Genomic DNA, 17,429 nt, shown 5'->3' with positions numbered 1-17,429 from the left:
GTACGGTGAAGGGGTGGCGCGAGCCACCCCTTCGCACATGGAGTCCACAATTGCGTCTGAGTAAGCTGCGCAGCCCCTACTGGCTGTTCCTCGTCCTGCTCCTGGGCCTCGCCGGCCTGCAGTATCGCCTGTGGGTAGGGGACGGCAGCCTGGCGCAAGTGCGCGAGCTGGAGAAGCAGATCGCCGACCAGCAGGGCGAGAACCAGCGTCTGCTCGAGCGCAACCGCATCCTCGAGGCCGAGGTGGCGGAACTGAAGAAAGGCACCGAGACGGTCGAGGAGCGTGCCCGCCACGAACTCGGCATGGTCAAGGACAAGGAAACCCTCTACCAGCTGGCGCAATGAAATTCCGCGACATCTCCCTGCCGGCCTTCTGGGCCGTGATCCCCGCCGCGGGCATCGGTTCGCGGATGCGCGCCGACCGCCCCAAGCAATACCTCGACCTCGCCGGCCGCAGCATTCTCGAACACACCCTCGACTGCTTCCTCGGCCACCCCATGCTCAAGGGCCTGGTGGTCTGCCTGGCGCCTGACGATCCCTGGTGGCCGAACCTGCCCTGTGCCGCCGACCCGCGCATCCTGCGTGCCGAAGGCGGCCGCGAGCGCGCGGACTCCGTACTCAACGGCCTGCTGCTGCTCAACGAACAGGGCGCTGGCAGCGACGACTGGGTGCTGGTGCACGACGCGGCGCGACCGAACCTGAGCCGCGGCGACCTCGACCGGCTGCTCGGCGAACTGGACAACGACCCGGTGGGCGGCCTGCTCGGCGTGCCGGCGCGGGACACGCTCAAGCGCGTCGGCGCCGATGGCCGGGTGCTGGAAACCGTCGACCGCAGCGTGGTCTGGCAGGCCTACACGCCGCAGATGTTCCACCTGGGCGCCCTGCACCGCGCCCTGGCCGATGCCCTGGTGGCGGGCGCGGCGATCACCGACGAGGCCTCGGCGATGGAATGGGCCGGCAACGCCCCGAAGATGGTCGAGGGCCGCGCCGACAACATCAAGGTCACCACCCCGGAAGACCTGCAGCGGTTGCAACGGACTTTCGGAAAACGCTGAAACCATGAAGCGCCTTGCGAGGTTCTTGCCCAGGCTCGAAGGCGACTTGCACCGCATCCTGCGCTGGGCCGGCGACGGCTGGCGCATGCCCTGGCTGTGCCTGGGCCTGGCGCTGCTGGGTACCTGCACCGCCGCCTACCCGATCACCTCTGTGGTGGTGCCGGCGGTCCTGGTGGCGCCACGGCGCTGGGGCGGCATAGCACTGAGCGCCGCCTTGGGCAGCGCGCTGGGGGCGCTGCTGCTGGTGATCGTCCTGCACCACATGGGCTGGGCCAGCCTGTACGCCCATTTCCCGCAATTGCTGCAGGACCCAAGCTGGGCGCAGGTGATGGACTGGACCCGCCGCTACGGCCTGCTGGCGCTGTTCCTGGTGTCCATCTCACCGCTGCCGCAGACGCCGGCGTTGGTGGTGCTGTCCAACGTGCCGCTGCACTATCCCGGCGTGCTGCTGGCGATCTTCACCGGCAAACTGCTCAAGTACCTGGCGTTCGCCTGGGTCGGTTCGCGCTTCCCCGGGCACATCCACGATTTCCTGCACCGCCACGGCCGCAATACCGGCCGTGGCGATTCGGCCTAGGCGGGCCTTGCCCGCGATTTCGCGCGCAGGGCGCGCTCCTACAAGGTGGGGTTGTGCGTAGGAGCAATTGTTTATTGGGTTCCCGCGAACGCGGGAACCCAATAAACAACGTAGGAGCGGTGTGGGCGCTTTTCGTAGGAGCGAGCTTGCTCGCGAATGAGCCCGCAGCGGAGTCCGTTCGCGAGCAAGCTCGCTCCTACGAGAAACCCCGCCCGCATGGGGATCGCCAGGGCTCACCCCAACAACGGCACCTCGATGAGAAAACGGAACAGCGCCCCATGCTGCTCCACCGCCAGGCAGTTGTAGCCGTGGCGCTTGGTATCCTCGGGGATGCCGTGCACCGACTGCGAGCAGTCGGTGACCACCTCCAGCAGGTCGCCCGGCTTCAGCGTCTCCAGGGTTTCCAGGGTGGCGATGGCGTTGTACGGGCAGTGCTCGCCGCGCAGGTCAAGCGACAGCGTCGGCGTCTTGTTCGCGCTCATTGGCGGTTTTCCTCGAACGGGTGAAACGGTTGGCGTTCAGCTGTACCAGCAGCATGCACAGCGCCAGGCCGGCGAAGGTCAGCAGCAGGCCGCCGCCGGGGCCGAACATCTGCAGCAGGTTGAGCTTGGGATAGGGCAGGGCCAGGGCGCTGCCCAGCGCATCCCAGTACACCGCCACCAGGGTTCCGCCGATGACGTTGCCGACGCCGACCACCCAGAAATGCACCTGGCCTTCCATCGAGCGGTACATCCAGCCGGTCTCGCAGCCGCCGGCCAGGACGATGCCGAACAGCACGCCGCCGATCACCGCGTTGGGGCCCATCCAGAAGGTCTTCGGCGCCACGCCCAGGTGGATCGCCGCGAAGGTGCCGACGCAGGCCGCGGCCATGCCCAGCAGGATGCCGAAGGCGGCCTTGGTCCGGCCGGTGGTCCAGAGGTCGCGGGCGGCGCTGGTGAAGCAGATCTGCGCGCGTTCGATCAGGCCGCCGAACAGCAGGCCGAACAGGGTGGCCAGGCCCAGCACCAGCGACACCTCGAAGCGCCAGGCGGCGAACAGCGCGGCCACGGCCAGCACCGCCAGGCCCAGGCGCCATTGCACCTTGGCGCGGCGGGCGAGGCTCGCCGCGTCGGGCAGGCTGGCGGCCTTGCCGGTGACCTTCAGCGGCGTGCGCAGGAACGGCAGCAGGCTCAGCTTCACGCCGAACCAGGCGCCGATCACGGTGGAAAGCATGAAGGCCCAGGCATGCACCGAGAACATCGGGATGCCGGTGAAGAACGCCGCCAGGTTGCAGCCCATGGCCAGGCGCGCGCCGAAGCCGGCGATGATGCCGCCCACCAGGCCCTGCAGCAGGCGGCGCCGGCTGGTCGGCCAGCGCAGGCTGACGTTGCCGGCCCAGAGCGCGCAGCACAGCGCGCCGAGGAACATGCCGATGATCATCACCCCGTCGATGCGGTCCAGCGGCGTGCCCTGCAGGCCGATGATCTTGAAGTAGCTCCAGTCCTGCACCGGCACGCCGAACCAGGACAGCACGTGGCCGCCCCAGCGGGTGAATTCCCCGGTGACGGCCCAGAAGGTCCCGGTCAGGGCGAAGTAGTAGGCAGAGGCGACGCCGAGCGCGACCAGGGTCGGCAGCGGTGACCAGAAGCGCAGCAGGTAGCGCTCGCGGAAGGCAGAAAGAGCGGACATGGCGGCATCCTTGGCAGGGTAGCGTGGTAAACCGGTAATTCTAACCGAATCGCCGGAAACCACCCTGTTTCAGGACAACCCCGGATGCGTCCGCTGCAGGCCGTCCTTGAGGAAGTCCACCAGTTGCCGCACCTTCGGCGACAGATGCCGCTGCTGTGGGTACAGCGCCCAGACCGCGGTGTTCGGCGGCTGGTGTTCCTCCAGCAGGGAAACCAGCCGCCCGCTGCGCAGGTGCTCCAGCACGTAGTAGTCCGGCAACTGGCACAGGCCGAAGCCGCGCAGCGCGGCGTCGAGCACCGCCTGGCCGCTGTTGCAGCGCCAGTTGCCCTGCACGCGGTGCTGCGTCTCGCGGCTGTCCTCGAGGAAGGTCCAGATGTCGCTGCTGCCCACCAGGCAGTTGTGCTGCGCCAGTTCCGTCGGCGAGCGCGGCGCGCCGTGGCGCTCCAGGTAGCCGGGCGTGGCGCACAGGTACATCACTCGCGGCGCCAGGCGCGTGGCCACCAGGCGCGAGTCGCTCAGGCGGCCGAGGCGGATGGCCAGGTCGAAGCCCTCGTGGAGCAGGTCGAGCTGGCGGTTGGACAGCTCGATGTCCACCCGCAGCTGCGGGTAGTCGGCCATGAAGGCGTTCACCAGCGGCACCACGAAGCGCTCGCCGTAGGCCACCGCGCAGGTCATGCGCAGCAGGCCCTTGGGCTCGGCGGAGAGGTCGCTGACCGCGCGCAGCGCCTCGTCGCGGGCGTCCTGCAGGCGCTGGCAGTGCTGCAGGAAGGTCTGCCCGGCTTCGCTCAGCGACACGCGGCGGGTGCTGCGGTAGAGCAGACGGGTCTGCAGACGTTCCTCCAGGCGGGCGATCTGCCGGCTGACGTGGGAGGAGGACACGCCCAGGCGTTCGGCGGCGGCGGTGAACTGCCCGGTTTCCGCCACCGCGACGAATTCGTCGAGGCCTTCCCAGCGATTCATCTGGATTGTCCCTGTATGGCAATAAAGTTTTGATTATTGCCTGATTATTTCTTTCCAGGCACTTTTCTACACTTCCAAGGCTGTGCCCCGCGTTTTTCGCCGGGCCACCCGGTTTCCGCCGGCATCCATCGCCGGCCGCTTCCGCCCCGAAGGCGGAGGCCCATGCATCAACCCGCCAGGAGTTCCGAGATGATCAAGTCCCGTGCCGCCGTCGCCTTCGCCCCCAACCAGCCGCTGCAGGTGGTCGAGGTGGACGTGGCGCCGCCGAAGAAGGGCGAGGTGCTGGTACGCATCGTCGCCACCGGGGTCTGCCACACCGACGCCTACACCCTGTCCGGCGAGGATTCCGAAGGCGTCTTCCCGTGCATCCTCGGTCACGAGGGTGGCGGCATCGTCGAAGCGGTGGGCGAGGGCGTGACCTCGCTGCAGGTTGGCGACCACGTGATCCCGCTGTATACCGCCGAATGCCGCGAGTGCAAATTCTGCAAATCCGGCAAGACCAATCTCTGCCAGGCCGTGCGCGCCACCCAGGGCAAGGGCCTGATGCCCGACGGCACCAGCCGCTTCTCCTACAACGGCCAGCCGATCTACCACTACATGGGCTGCTCGACCTTCTCCGAGTACACCGTGCTGCCGGAAATCTCCCTGGCCAAGATTCCCAAGGACGCCCCGCTGGAGAAGGTCTGCCTGCTCGGCTGCGGCGTCACCACCGGCATCGGCGCCGTGCTCAACACCGCCAAGGTGGAAGAGGGCGCCACCGTGGCGATCTTCGGCCTGGGCGGCATTGGCCTGGCGGCGATCATCGGCGCCAGGATGGCCAAGGCCTCGCGGATCATCGCCGTCGACATCAACCCGGCCAAGTTCGACATCGCCAGGGAACTGGGCGCCACCGACTTCGTCAATCCGAAGGACCACCAGAAGCCGATCCAGGACGTCATCGTCGAGATGACCGACGGCGGCGTGGACTACTCCTTCGAGTGCGTCGGCAACGTGCAGCTGATGCGCGCGGCGCTGGAGTGCTGCCACAAGGGCTGGGGCGAGTCGACCATCATCGGCGTCGCCGGCGCCGGCCAGGAGATCAGCACCCGGCCGTTCCAGCTGGTCACCGGGCGCGTCTGGCGCGGTTCGGCGTTCGGCGGCGTGCGCGGCCGCACCGAGCTGCCCAGCTACGTGGAGAAGGCGCAGAAGGGCGAAATCCCGCTGGACACCTTCATCACCCACACCATGGGCCTGGACAAGATCAACGAGGCCTTCGACCTGATGCACGAAGGCAAGAGCATCCGCTCGGTCATCCATTACTGAAAAGCCGACGAGAGCGCTGGAGGCTGAAGGCTATACGTAGCGCTTTTTCGTCCAGCCTCCAGCGCTTTCCTCGTCCTTACACGGAGCTTTTTATGGGAATCAACGAGGCCTTCGACCTGATGCACGAAGGCAAGAGCATCCACTTGGTCATCCATTACTGAAAAGCCGACGAGAGCGCTGGAGGCTGAAGGCTATACGTAGCGCTTTTTCGTCCAGCCTCCAGCGCTTTCCTCGTCCTTACACGGAGCTTTTTATGGAAATCAACGAGGCCTTCGACCTGATGCACGAAGGCAAGAGCATCCACTTGGTCATCCATTACTGAAAAGCCGGCGGGAGCGCTGGAGGCTGAAGGCTATACGTAGCGCTTTTTCGTCCAGCCTCCAGCGCTTTCCTCGTCTTTACACGGAGCTTTTTATGGAAATCGTCTCCAGCACCAAGAGCTTCGGCGGCTGGCACCAGCGCTACCGCCACCGTTCCCAGGCGCTCGGCTGCGACATGGTGTTCGCCATCTACCTGCCGCCCCAGGCCGAGCCCGAGGCCGGCCTGCCGGTGCTCTACTGGCTGTCGGGGCTGACCTGCACCGACGAGAACTTCATGCAGAAGGCCGGCGCCCAGCGCCTGGCCGCCGAACTGGGCCTGGTGATAGTGGCGCCGGACACCAGCCCACGCGGCCCGGACGTACCAGGCGACCCGGAGGGCGCCTGGGACTTCGGCCTGGGCGCGGGCTTCTACCTCAACGCCACCCAGGAACCCTGGGCGCGCAACTACCGCATGCACGACTACGTGGTGCACGAGTTGCCGGCGCTGATCGAGGACAACTTCCCGGTCTCCAGCCGCCGCGGCATCGCCGGGCACTCCATGGGTGGCCACGGCGCGCTGGTCTGCGCGCTGCGCAATCCGGGGCGCTACCAGTCGCTGTCGGCCTTCGCGCCCATCGCTCATCCCAGCGACTGCCCCTGGGGGCAGAAGGCCTTCGGCCGCTACCTGGGCGAAGACCGCAGCGCCTGGGCCGAGTGGGATGCCTGCGAACTGCTGGCCGGCGCGAGCGAGCGCCTGCCGATCCTGGTCGACCAGGGCGAGCGCGACGACTTCCTCGCCACCCAGCTCAAGCCCGAGGCCCTGCGCCAGGCGGCGGAAGCGGCGGGGCACCCGCTGGAGCTGCGCCTGCACCCGGGCTACGACCACAGCTACTACTTCATCGCCAGCTTCATCGACGACCACCTGCGCCACCACGCGCGGGCGCTGTTCTGAAGGCGTCGCGGCTTTCCGGTAGAATCGACGCCCTGACTGACTCAGGGCGTTTTTCTATGCGTATCGGCCATGGCTACGACGTACACCGCTTCGGCGAGGGCGACTTCATCACCCTCGGCGGCGTGCGCATCCCCCACAAGTTCGGGCTCATCGCCCACTCCGACGGCGACGTGCTGCTGCACGCGCTGAGCGACGCGCTGCTCGGCGCCTGCGCCCTGGGGGACATCGGCAAGCACTTCCCCGATACCGATCCGCGCTTCAAGGGCGCCGACAGCCGCGCGCTGCTGCGCCACGTGGTGGCCCTGGTGCACGGGAAGGGCTACGTGATCGGCAACGTCGACGCCACCATCATCGCCCAGGCGCCGAAGATGGCGCCGCACATCAAGGCCATGCGCGGCAGCATCGCCGAGGACCTGCAGGTCGACCTCGAACAGGTCAACGTCAAGGCCACCACCACCGAGAAGCTCGGCTTCACCGGGCGCGAGGAAGGTATCGCGGTGCACGCCGTCGCCCTGCTGGCCCGCCCATGACCGAGCTGGAACTGCTGGGCCCGCGCGCCCATGGCGAACCCTGCGGGCAGGCGGTGCTCAAGGCGGTGGCCGAGGACTTCCAGGTCGACGAGGTGCTGGACATCCCGCTGTCCGGCGAAGGCGAACACCTCTGGCTGTGGGTGGAGAAGCGCGGGCTGAACACCGAGGAGGCCGCGCGCCGCCTGGCCCGTGCGGCTGGAGTGTCGCAACGGCTGATCAGCTATGCCGGGCTCAAGGATCGCCAGGCCCTGACGCGCCAGTGGTTCAGCCTGCACCTGCCGGGCAAGGCCGACCCCGACCTGACCGCAGCCGAGGACGACAGCCTGCGCATCCTCAAGCGCACCCGCCACCAGCGCAAGCTGCAGCGTGGCGCCCACGCGGCCAACGGCTTCACCCTGCGCCTGACGCAACTGCAAGGCGAGCACCAGGCGCTCGACGAGCGGCTGCGACGTATCGCCGCCGAGGGCGTGCCCAACTATTTCGGCAGCCAGCGCTTCGGCTTCGACGGCGGCAACGTCGTGGACGCCCGCAGCTGTGCCGAGCGCGGCATCCTGCCGGAGCAGCGCAACCTGCGCTCACGACTGCTCTCGGCCGGGCGCAGCTACCTGTTCAACCAGGTGCTGGCGCGGCGGGTGACGGACGGTAGCTGGAACCACGCCCAGGTCGGCGACCTGCTGGCCTTCACCGACAGCCGCAGTTTCTTCCCGGCGGGCGAGGCGGAATGCGCCGATCCGCGCCTGGCCGAACTTGACCTGCACCCCACCGGGCCGCTCTGGGGCAAGGGCGCCTCGCCGGCCGGCGGCGCCAGCGGCGAGCTGGAAAATGCCGTGGGCGCCGCCGAAGTGGCGCTTTGCCAGTGGCTGGGCAATGCTGACCTGGCGCACGAACGGCGCATCCTGCGCCTCCCCATCCAGGCCCTGGCATGGCATTATCCGGCCCCTGACATTCTGCAACTGGAATTCGTCCTGCCGGCAGGCTGCTTCGCCACCGTCGTCGTGCGCGAGCTGGTCGAGCTGGTACCGGCAGGGCAGACGGAAAACCCATGCGCATATTGATTGCCAACGACGACGGGGTGAACGCACCCGGTATCGCCGCGCTTTACGACGCGCTGAGCGAACATGCCGAATGCGTGGTGATCGCTCCCGAACAGGACCGCAGCGGCGCCAGCAGCTCGCTGACCCTGGACCGGCCGCTGCACGCGCAGCGCCTGAGCAATGGATTCATCGGCGTCGACGGTACGCCGACCGACTGCGTGCACCTGGGCCTCAACGGCCTGCTGGACACCTTGCCGGACATGGTCGTCTCGGGTATCAACCTGGGCGCCAACCTGGGCGACGACGTGCTCTATTCCGGCACCGTGGCCGCCGCCATCGAGGGCCGCTTCCTGGAGCGGCCGGCGTTCGCCTTCTCGCTGCTCTCGCGCCAGCCGGACAACCTCTACAGCGCCATGCACTTCGCGCGCCTGCTGGTGCAGAACCACGAGCGGCTCGAACTGCCGCCGCGCACCGTACTCAACGTCAACATCCCGAACCTGCCGCTGGAACGCATCCGCGGCGTCCAGCTGACCCGCCTGGGCCACCGCAAGCGCGCCGCGGCGCCGGTCAAGGTGGTCAACCCGCGCGGGCGCGAAGGCTACTGGATCGCGGCAGCCGGTGATGTCGAGGACGGCGGCGAGGGCACTGACTTCCATGCGGTGATGCAGGGCTATGTCTCGGTCACGCCGCTGCAACTGGACCGAACCTTCCGCGAGGCGTTCAATGGACTGCAGGACTGGATCGGAGGGCTGGACCATGGCCGATGAACTGAGTCGCCGCGGTATCGGCATGACCTCCCAGCGCACCCGCGAACGGCTGATCCAGCGCCTGTACGAAGAGGGCCTGTCCAACGCCCGGGTGCTCGAGGTGATCCGCCGCACGCCGCGCCACCTGTTCGTCGACGAGGCGCTGTCGCACCGCGCCTACGAGGACACCGCGCTGCCCATCGGCCACAATCAGACCATCTCGCAACCCTTCATGGTGGCGCGGATGACCGAGCTGCTGCTGGCCGCCGGCCCCCTGGACAAGGTGCTGGAGATCGGCACCGGCTCCGGCTACCAGACCGCGGTGCTGGCGCAACTGGTCGAGCGGGTGTTCTCCGTCGAGCGGATTCAGGCCCTGCAGGACCGCGCCAAGGAGCGCCTTGCGGAGCTAAACCTGAGAAATGTTGTCTTTCGCTGGGGGGATGGCTGGGAAGGCTGGTCGGCGCTGGCACCGTACAACGGTATCATCGTCACCGCGGCAGCCGCCGAGGTCCCGCAGGCGCTGCTCGACCAGCTGGCGCCGGGCGGGCGCCTGGTGATCCCGGTGGGCAGCGGCGAAGTGCAGCAACTGATGCTGATCGAGCGCACCGGCGACGGATTCGACCGGCGCGTGCTGGATTCGGTGCGCTTCGTTCCCCTGCTCAACGGCCCCCTGGGCTGAGCGGCGGCGGGAGCGCCGTTGCGCAGCCAGGGGGAGCATAACGGCGAGATGCCGGGCACATATTCGATGGATAAGGGGGAAGGGGTGAGCCCTATCGCGGCCCAGAAACAATGGATCTGGATTCGGAGCGGCGTGCGCATGCTGCTGGCGGCAGCATTCTGTTCCCTGCTCGCGGCCTGCGCCTCCTCCTCCGGGGGCAAGGTCAAGGTGGTCGACCGCAACCAGGCCGAGCGCACGCCGGCGACCACCAGCGGGCAGTACGTGGTGCGCCGCGGCGACACCCTGTACTCGATCGCCTTCCGCTACGGCTGGGACTGGAAGGCCCTGGCCGCGCACAACAACATCCCGCCGCCCTACACCATCCGCCCGGGGCAGGCCATTCGTTTCGGCGGCGCCGGCTCCAGCACCTCGGCACAGCCCGTCGTCGCCAAAACCACACCGTCCGTCGCGCCGGTGGTGGTCGGCAAGCCCGCCGCCGGTTCTCCGGCACCGGCCAAGCCCGCTCCCGCGGCTACCGTCAGCAATTCGACACCCCCCGCCAGCACTGCCCCTTCGCAGGCTTCCGGCAAGGGCGTGGAGGGCTGGATGTGGCCGACCAGTGGCACTTTGATAGGCCGCTTTGCATCAAACGGGAGTTTGAATAAAGGGATTGATATAGCCGGGCAATTGGGCCAGCCTGTCCTGGCTGCGTCGAATGGCACGGTTGTGTACGCCGGTAGTGGTTTGCGGGGCTACGGCGAACTCGTGATCATCAAGCACAGCGATACCTACGTGAGTGCCTACGGCCACAACCGCAGGCTGCTCGTTCGGGAAGGGCAACAGGTCAAGGTCGGGCAGAGCATTGCCGAGATGGGCTCCACGGGCACGGACCGGGTGAAGCTGCACTTCGAGATTCGCCGTCAGGGCAAACCCGTGGACCCCTTGCAATACCTGCCTCCTCGTTGATCGACCGCCGCATCCCGCGTGGGTGAGCGGGCTTGGACGTCCCAAGGATATGGATTCGTCCGGGCTTGTTGTCGAACTCAGCAAGGGATAACGACATGGCACTCAAAAAAGAAGGGCCGGAGTTTGACGTGGATGACGAGCTGCTGTTGCTGGAGCCCGCCATCACATTCGACGAGTCACTTGCCGAAGAGCAGGTCTCACTTCAGGTCACCGGCAAGGCCAGCTCGCTGTCATCGAAGCAGCACAAGCACATCGATTACAGCCGAGCCCTGGATGCCACTCAGCTCTACCTCAACGAAATCGGTTTTTCCCCACTGCTGACTCCCGAGGAGGAGGTCCACTTCGCGCGGCTCGCGCAAAGGGGCGATCCCGCCGGGCGTCGGCGCATGATCGAAAGCAACCTGCGCCTGGTGGTGAAGATCGCCCGGCGCTACGTCAACCGCGGCCTGTCCCTGCTCGACCTGATCGAGGAAGGCAACCTGGGGTTGATCCGGGCGGTGGAGAAGTTCGATCCGGAACGGGGTTTCCGCTTCTCCACCTACGCGACGTGGTGGATTCGCCAGACCATCGAACGGGCCATCATGAACCAGACCCGCACCATCCGCCTGCCGATCCACGTGGTCAAGGAACTCAACGTCTACCTGCGCGCGGCCCGCGAGCTGACGCACAAGCTGGACCACGAGCCGTCCCCCGAGGAAATCGCCAACCTGCTGGAGAAGCCGGTCGACGAGGTCAAGCGCATGCTCGGCCTCAACGAGCGGGTGACTTCGGTGGACGTGTCCCTCGGCCCGGATTCGGACAAGACGCTGCTCGACACCCTGACCGACGATCGTCCCACCGACCCCTGCGAACTGCTGCAGGATGACGACCTGAGCCAGAGCATCGACCAGTGGCTGTCCGAGTTGACCGACAAGCAGCGCGAGGTGGTGATCCGCCGCTTCGGCCTGCGCGGCCACGAAAGCAGCACCCTGGAAGAGGTCGGCCAGGAAATCGGCCTGACCCGCGAGCGGGTGCGGCAGATCCAGGTCGAGGCGCTCAAGCGCCTGCGGGAGATCCTGGAGAAGAACGGCCTGTCGAGCGACGCGCTGTTCCAGTAAGGCGCCGCCCGTAACGAAAAAGCCCGGAGCGTTGGTTGCCGGGCTTTTTTTCGCCTGTGCCAATTGTGGGAGCGGGCCTTGCCGCGAATGGGGTTTGCCGATGGTTGTTGTGCCGGGTTCCAAGAGCGCCCTCTCCCCAACCCTCTCCCGCAAGCGGGAGAGGGGGCCTTTCGTGCCACCGGGGCGTCCAGCGTGGCCGGTGTATCCAATCGCGGACATATAGGTAGCCGGGAAGCACGACATTCCTCCCTCGTAGGAGCGGACCTTGTCCGCGATGGCCGGATGTTCCGGCGCGGTTCGCGGATGAGATCCGCTCCTACAGTTCCAGGAAAGCCCCGTAGGATGGGTTGAGCGAAGCGATACCCATCACCATGGCCCGATGGGTTTCGCAAGCTCAGCCCATCCTACGCACTACGAAAAGCCATGCTCGCTCGTGCGGTAGGAGCGGACTCCCCGGCCGCTCGAACCAGGCGAGACAGCAGTTTTTGAGTTTGGTTTTGTAAGCCATCGCTTACACGTGCTGTGAGCCTTTGACGATTCGGCTTGCCGGCAAGGGGCCCTTTTCTTCAGTCTTTATAAATAACCAATTGAATTTAAAGGGCTTTATTTTCGACTGCGCTAATCCTGGCCCTACCGGGGTGCGACCCGCAGCCGCTTGCCGCTTTTGTACGGAAAGCTAATATCACTCTTGCGTACAGGGAATGACGCAGGCCGACAGGGATGCCGGTCAGGACGTCGCGGGATGCGATTCATCAGGATGATGGGGTAGGGAAAAAAGGGCGGGCCATCCCGCCCCTTTTTTTGCCCGCGAAAAAGTGCCGTCACAGATGGCACAAGGCCCGCGCGAGGCGGGCCTTGGAGCTTGGAGGAAGCGATCAGCGCTCCAGGTGCTTGAGCTTGTCGGCGACGCCGTCCCACTCTTCCGCATCCGGCAACGGGTCCTTCTTCTCGGTGATGTTCGGCCAGACCTCGGCCAGATCCTTGTTCAGCTCGATGAACTCCTGCATGTTCTCCGGGACCTCGTCCTCGGAGAAGATCGCCTGTGCCGGGCATTCCGGTTCGCACAGGGCGCAGTCGATGCACTCATCCGGGTGAATCACCAGGAAGTTCGGGCCTTCGTAGAAGCAGTCCACCGGGCAGACTTCCACGCAGTCGGTGTATTTGCACTTGATGCAGTTGTCGGTGACGACGAAGGTCATTTTCTAATTCTCTCCTCAGGCGGGCGGCTAAGCGCGCGCGATTCTAGCAGCTTGTTCCGCTGTCCGTCAGATTCGCGTCTTCCATGCATATAACAAATCGAGCGCCTGGCGCGGTGTCAGGTCATCGGGTTTGATGCGTGCAAGCTCGTCGATCAGCGGGTGCGGCAGGCTGGCGAACAGGTCGCTCTGCATCGGCGCGGCGGGCTGGCCGGCCTCCTGGCGCGGCGCCTCGTGGGGCAGGCTGGTGGTTTCCAGGCGCGCCAGGTGCTCGCGGGCGCGCAGGATCACCGGGCCGGGCACGCCGGCCAGTTGCGCCACCGCCAGGCCGTAGCTCTGGCTCGCCGGGCCGGGCAGCACGTGGTGCAGGAAGACGATGCGCTCGTTGTGCTCGGTGGCGTTCAGGTGCACGTTGGCCACCACCGGCTCGCTTTCCGGCAGCACGGTCAGCTCGAAATAGTGGGTGGCGAACAGGGTGAAGGCGCGCAGGTGCGCCAGGTGCTCGGCGGCGGACCAGGCCAGCGACAGGCCGTCGAAGGTGCTGGTGCCGCGGCCCACTTCGTCCATCAGTACCAGGCTGCGGTCGGTGGCGTTGTGCAGGATGTTGGCGGTTTCGCTCATCTCCACCATGAAGGTGGAACGGCCGCCGGCGAGGTCGTCGGACGAGCCGATACGGGTGAATATGCGATCCACCAGCGACAGCTCGCAGCGCGCCGCCGGGACGAAGCTGCCGATGTGCGCCAGCAGCACGATCAGCGCCGTTTGCCGCATGTAGGTGGATTTACCGCCCATATTCGGGCCGGTAATCACCAGCATGCGGGTGTCTTCGTCGAGCTTCAGGTCGTTGGCCACGAAGGGCGTGTCCAGCACCTGCTCCACCACCGGGTGGCGGCCCTGCTCGATGAGGATGCCCGACTCCTCGACGAAGCGCGGGCGGTTCAGGTCGAGGTTCAGCGCACGCTCGGCCAGGTTCGCCAGCACGTCCAGTTCGGCCAGGGCGGCGGCGGTGTCCTGCAGCGGCGCCAACTGGGCGATCAGCAGCTCCACCAGCTCCTCGTAGAGCTGCTTCTCGCGGGCCAGGGCGCGGCTCTGGGCGGACAGCGCCTTGTCCTCGAAGGCCTTCAGTTCGGGGGTGATGAAGCGTTCGGCGCCCTTCAGCGTCTGGCGCCGCTGGTAATCGGCCGGCGCCTGCTCGGCCTGCATGCGCGGCAGCTCGATGTAGTAGCCATGGATGCGGTTGTAGCCGACCTTCAGACCCGACAGTCCGGTGCGTTCCTTCTCGCGGATCTCCAGGTCCATCAGGTACTGGCCGGCGTTCTCGCTGAGCGTCTGCAGCTCGTCCAGCTCGGCGTCGTAGCCGCGCTTGATGACGCCGCCGTCGCGGATCACCGCCGGCGGGTTGTCGATGATCGCGCGCGCCAGCAGGTCGGCCAGTTCCGGGTAGGTGCGGATGCTGGCGGCCAGTTCGCCCAGGTGCGGGGCTTCCAGCTCGGTCATGCCGCGTTGCAGCTCCGGCAGGGCGGCCAGGGCGTCGCGCAGGCGCGCCAGGTCGCGCGGGCGGGCGTTGCGCAGACCGATACGGGCGAGGATGCGCTCGACATCGCCGATTTCCTTCAGCTGTGGCTGAAGGTTCTCGAAACGGTAGCGCTCCAGCAGGCAGGCGATGGATTCCTGGCGGGCTTCCAGCACGGCGCGGTCGCGTAGCGGGCGGTTCAGCCAGCGCGTCAGCAGGCGGCTGCCCATGGCGGTCTGGCAGCGGTCCACCACCGATTGCAGGGTGTTGTCGCGGCCGCCGGAGAGGTTGGTGTCCAGCTCCAGGTTGCGGCGGCTGGCGCCGTCGAGGATGACGGTGTCGTCCAGGCGCTCGTGGCGCAGGCTGCGCAGGTGCGGCAGGGCGGTGCGCTGGGTTTCCTTGGCGTAGGCCAGCAGGCAGCCGGCGGCGCCGATGGCCAGGGGCAGGTCCTGGCAGCCGAAGCCCTTCAGGTCCTGGGTGGCGAATTGCTGGCAGAGGCTCTTGAACGCCGAGTCGCGGTCGAAGTCCCAGGGCGCGCGACGCCGCACACCACGGCGCTTCTCTGCCGGCAGGCCGGCGGGCCAGTCGTCGGGGATCAGCAGTTCCGCGGGGTTCAGGCGCTCCAGCTCGGCCAGCAGGGTTTCCCAGCCGCGGATTTCCTGGACGCTGAAGCGGCCGCTGGTGATGTCCAGCACCGCCAGGCCGAACAACCGCTCGTCGCCCAGCAGGGCGGCCAGCAGGTTGTCGCGGCGCTCGTCGAGCAGCGCCTCGTCGCTGACCGTGCCGGGGGTGATGATGCGCACCACCTGGCGCTCCACCGGGCCCTTGCTGGTGGCCGGGTCGCCGATCTGTTCGCAGATGGCCACCGACTCCCCCAGCTTGACCAGCTTGGCCAGGTAGCCCTCCACGGCGTGGAAGGGGATGCCGGCCATGGGAATCGGCGTGCCGGCGGACTGGCCGCGGGTGGTGAGGGTGATGTCGAGCAGCTTGGCGGCCTTCTTGGCGTCCTCGTAGAACAGCTCGTAGAAGTCGCCCATGCGGTAGAACAGCAGTTGTTCCGGATGCTGTCTCTTCAGCTTCCAGTATTGCTGCATCATCGGGGTGTGAGCAGAAAGGTCGCTTTGGCTCATGACTTTGGGCGGTCCGTCTTCTATATGCAAAAGCGCCTAGTGTACGGTATCCGGCCTGACGGCTTAAGCATCGGAGTACGCAATGAGCATCAGCGACGAAGGCATCACCGACCTGGCCGCGCGCCTGGGCGCGCAGCTGCAGCGGCTGGGGGCGCGGGTCAGCACCGCCGAGTCCTGCACCGGCGGCGGCATTGCGGAGGCGATCACGCGGATCGCCGGCAGCTCGGCCTGGTTCGACGCCGGCTACGTCACCTATTCCAACGCGCAGAAGAGTGCGCAGCTGGGCGTGCCTGACGAACTTTTCCCACAGGTCGGCGCGGTCAGCCGGGAAGTGGTCGAGGCCATGGCCCGTGGCGCACAGGCGCGCAGTGGCGCGCGTTTCACTGTTGCGGTCAGCGGCATCGCCGGTCCGGACGGTGGTTCGCCAGAGAAGCCTGTAGGAACCGTCTGGTTGTGCTGGGCCGATGGCGAACACTGCTCCGCGCAGCGCTTTCTTTTTTCCGGCGACCGCCTCGAGGTGCGCCGGCAGGCGGTGGCGGCCGCTCTGGACGGGGTGTTGCGACTGGCCGTCGGGGAAAATCCCGTTCGGGGGTAGGCGCGCGCCTTGCCCTGTGAAATAATACTGTCTACTTATACAGTTGTTCGTGGCCCATCCCGGCCGCCTGACTTCGCGAGGACTTCAATGGACGACAACAAGAAGCGCGCCCTGGCCGCGGCCCTGGGACAGATCGAACGCCAATTCGGCAAGGGCGCGGTAATGCGCATGGGCGATCACGAGCGCCAGGCCATCCCGGCCATCTCCACCGGCTCCCTGGGCCTGGACATCGCCCTGGGCATCGGCGGCTTGCCGAAAGGCCGGATCGTCGAGATCTACGGCCCGGAATCCTCGGGCAAGACCACCCTGACCCTCTCGGTCATCGCCGAAGCCCAGCGCCAGGGCGCCACCTGCGCCTTCGTCGACGCCGAGCACGCGCTGGACCCGGACTACGCCGGCAAGCTGGGCGTCAACGTCGACGACCTGCTGGTCTCGCAGCCGGACACCGGCGAGCAGGCCCTGGAAATCACCGACATGCTGGTGCGCTCCAATGCGGTGGACGTGATCATCGTCGACTCCGTGGCGGCGCTGGTGCCCAAGGCCGAGATCGAAGGCGAGATGGGCGATGCCCACGTCGGCCTGCAGGCCCGCCTGATGTCCCAGGCGCTGCGCAAGATCACCGGCAACATCAAGAACGCCAACTGCCTGGTCATCTTCATCAACCAGATCCGCATGAAGATCGGCGTGATGTTCGGCAACCCGGAAACCACCACCGGCGGTAACGCCCTGAAGTTCTACGCCTCCGTGCGCCTGGACATCCGCCGTACCGGCGCGGTGAAGGAAGGTGACGAGGTGGTCGGCAGCGAAACCCGCGTCAAGGTGGTGAAGAACAAGGTCGCCCCGCCGTTCCGCCAGGCCGAGTTCCAGATCCTCTACGGCAAGGGCATCTACCGCACCGGCGAGATCATCGACCTGGGCGTGCAACTGGGCCTGGTGGAGAAATCCGGCGCCTGGTACAGCTACCAGGGCAGCAAGATCGGCCAGGGCAAGGCCAACGCCGCCAAGTACCTGGAAGAGAACGGGGAAATCTGCGCGGTGCTGGACAAGGCCATCCGCGAGCAACTGCTGAACAACCAGCCGGCGCCGACCAAGGCCGAGCTGGCTGCAGCCGAAGCTGCCGAGGCCGCTGAAGCCGACCTCGACTACTGATCC

The 17,429-nt window shown here is 66.8% G+C and carries 18 protein-coding genes; 13 read left to right on the top strand and 5 right to left on the bottom strand.

The window, feature by feature from the left end; translation table 11 throughout:
* Positions 1-65 precede the first annotated feature (65 nt).
* Genes ftsB through RN02_RS25550 form a run of 3 tightly spaced genes read left to right on the top strand, consistent with a single transcriptional unit; the run spans position 66 to position 1,631 of the window.
* The gene (gene ftsB, locus RN02_RS25560; RefSeq protein ID WP_024128518.1) at positions 66-344 is read left to right on the top strand and encodes a cell division protein FtsB; all 279 of its coding nucleotides are present in this window, start codon (positions 66-68) and stop codon (positions 342-344) included.
* Positions 341-1,054, top strand: coding sequence for a 2-C-methyl-D-erythritol 4-phosphate cytidylyltransferase (gene ispD, locus RN02_RS25555; RefSeq protein WP_043317818.1), 714 nt, complete (start codon positions 341-343; stop codon positions 1,052-1,054). The genes ftsB and ispD overlap by 4 nt, the downstream gene beginning before the upstream one ends.
* A gap of 46 nt (positions 1,055-1,100) precedes the next feature.
* Positions 1,101-1,631: a hypothetical protein gene (locus tag RN02_RS25550; RefSeq protein ID WP_052267865.1), complete on the top strand. Its 531-nt coding sequence runs from the start codon at positions 1,101-1,103 to the stop codon at positions 1,629-1,631.
* A 233-nt stretch (positions 1,632-1,864) separates the two neighbouring features.
* On the opposite strand, the gene yedF is transcribed toward RN02_RS25550, so the two are convergent.
* The 3 genes from yedF to RN02_RS25535 all read right to left on the bottom strand — a co-directional run bounded on the left by yedF (position 1,865) and on the right by RN02_RS25535 (position 4,259).
* A complete protein-coding gene (gene yedF, locus RN02_RS25545) occupies positions 1,865-2,113 on the bottom strand; it encodes a sulfurtransferase-like selenium metabolism protein YedF (protein ID WP_009616683.1) in 249 nt (82 codons plus the stop codon).
* Positions 2,079-3,299, bottom strand: a complete 1,221-nt coding sequence (gene yedE, locus RN02_RS25540) for a selenium metabolism membrane protein YedE/FdhT (RefSeq protein WP_043317816.1) — start codon at positions 3,297-3,299, stop codon at positions 2,079-2,081. Before yedE ends, yedF begins: the two co-directional genes overlap by 35 nt.
* A gap of 69 nt (positions 3,300-3,368) precedes the next feature.
* Positions 3,369-4,259 carry a LysR substrate-binding domain-containing protein gene (locus RN02_RS25535; protein ID WP_043317814.1) on the bottom strand — a complete coding sequence of 297 codons (891 nt, stop codon included), beginning with the start codon at positions 4,257-4,259 and terminating at the stop codon, positions 3,369-3,371.
* 189 nt (positions 4,260-4,448) lie between these two features.
* On the opposite strand from RN02_RS25535, the gene RN02_RS25530 reads away from it, so the two are divergent.
* From RN02_RS25530 to rpoS, 8 genes are all read left to right on the top strand, one after another.
* Positions 4,449-5,561 carry an S-(hydroxymethyl)glutathione dehydrogenase/class III alcohol dehydrogenase gene (locus tag RN02_RS25530; protein WP_043271164.1) on the top strand — a complete coding sequence of 371 codons (1,113 nt, stop codon included), beginning with the start codon at positions 4,449-4,451 and terminating at the stop codon, positions 5,559-5,561.
* Between the two features lie 414 nt (positions 5,562-5,975).
* A complete protein-coding gene (gene fghA / locus RN02_RS25525) occupies positions 5,976-6,812 on the top strand; it encodes an S-formylglutathione hydrolase (protein WP_043317812.1) in 837 nt (278 codons plus the stop codon).
* Positions 6,813-6,868: 56 nt separating this feature from the next.
* A complete protein-coding gene (ispF, locus tag RN02_RS25520; protein WP_043317810.1) occupies positions 6,869-7,342 on the top strand; it encodes a 2-C-methyl-D-erythritol 2,4-cyclodiphosphate synthase in 474 nt (157 codons plus the stop codon).
* On the top strand, positions 7,339-8,397 hold the full coding sequence (truD, locus tag RN02_RS25515; RefSeq protein WP_043317808.1) for a tRNA pseudouridine(13) synthase TruD: 1,059 nt from the start codon (positions 7,339-7,341) through the stop codon (positions 8,395-8,397). The genes ispF and truD overlap by 4 nt, the downstream gene beginning before the upstream one ends.
* Complete coding sequence (gene surE / locus RN02_RS25510; RefSeq protein ID WP_043317806.1) at positions 8,385-9,143, top strand: 5'/3'-nucleotidase SurE; 759 nt, start codon at positions 8,385-8,387, stop codon at positions 9,141-9,143. The genes truD and surE overlap by 13 nt, the downstream gene beginning before the upstream one ends.
* A gap of 22 nt (positions 9,144-9,165) precedes the next feature.
* Positions 9,166-9,801, top strand: a complete 636-nt coding sequence (locus RN02_RS25505; protein WP_099049128.1) for a protein-L-isoaspartate(D-aspartate) O-methyltransferase — start codon at positions 9,166-9,168, stop codon at positions 9,799-9,801.
* Between the two features lie 66 nt (positions 9,802-9,867).
* Entirely contained in the window at positions 9,868-10,746 is an 879-nt protein-coding gene (locus tag RN02_RS25500; RefSeq protein ID WP_052267869.1) for a peptidoglycan DD-metalloendopeptidase family protein, read from the top strand.
* A gap of 95 nt (positions 10,747-10,841) precedes the next feature.
* Positions 10,842-11,843, top strand: coding sequence for an RNA polymerase sigma factor RpoS (gene rpoS / locus RN02_RS25495; RefSeq protein WP_009616703.1), 1,002 nt, complete (start codon positions 10,842-10,844; stop codon positions 11,841-11,843).
* Between the two features lie 875 nt (positions 11,844-12,718).
* Here rpoS and fdxA read toward each other — a convergent pair.
* Together fdxA and mutS are read right to left on the bottom strand one after the other, a co-directional pair.
* A complete protein-coding gene (gene fdxA, locus RN02_RS25490) occupies positions 12,719-13,042 on the bottom strand; it encodes a ferredoxin FdxA (RefSeq protein WP_009616706.1) in 324 nt (107 codons plus the stop codon).
* Positions 13,043-13,108: 66 nt separating this feature from the next.
* Positions 13,109-15,682, bottom strand: coding sequence for a DNA mismatch repair protein MutS (gene mutS, locus RN02_RS25485; protein WP_177331075.1), 2,574 nt, complete (start codon positions 15,680-15,682; stop codon positions 13,109-13,111).
* 82 nt (positions 15,683-15,764) lie between these two features.
* On the opposite strand from mutS, the gene RN02_RS25480 reads away from it, so the two are divergent.
* Complete coding sequence (locus tag RN02_RS25480; protein ID WP_043317801.1) at positions 15,765-16,277, top strand: CinA family protein; 513 nt, start codon at positions 15,765-15,767, stop codon at positions 16,275-16,277.
* An 87-nt stretch (positions 16,278-16,364) separates the two neighbouring features.
* Positions 16,365-17,426 (top strand): recombinase RecA, encoded by a 1,062-nt coding sequence (gene recA, locus RN02_RS25475; RefSeq protein WP_043271151.1) that lies wholly within the window; start codon positions 16,365-16,367, stop codon positions 17,424-17,426.
* The last annotated feature ends 3 nt before the right edge of the window (positions 17,427-17,429 follow it).

The organism is Pseudomonas sp. PI1 (genome assembly GCF_000812405.1).
Classification (GTDB): Bacteria; Pseudomonadota; Gammaproteobacteria; order Pseudomonadales; family Pseudomonadaceae; genus Pseudomonas; species Pseudomonas citronellolis.
The sequence above is the reverse complement of the archived record's forward strand: the minus strand, read 5'-3'. Positions and strand labels throughout refer to the sequence as shown.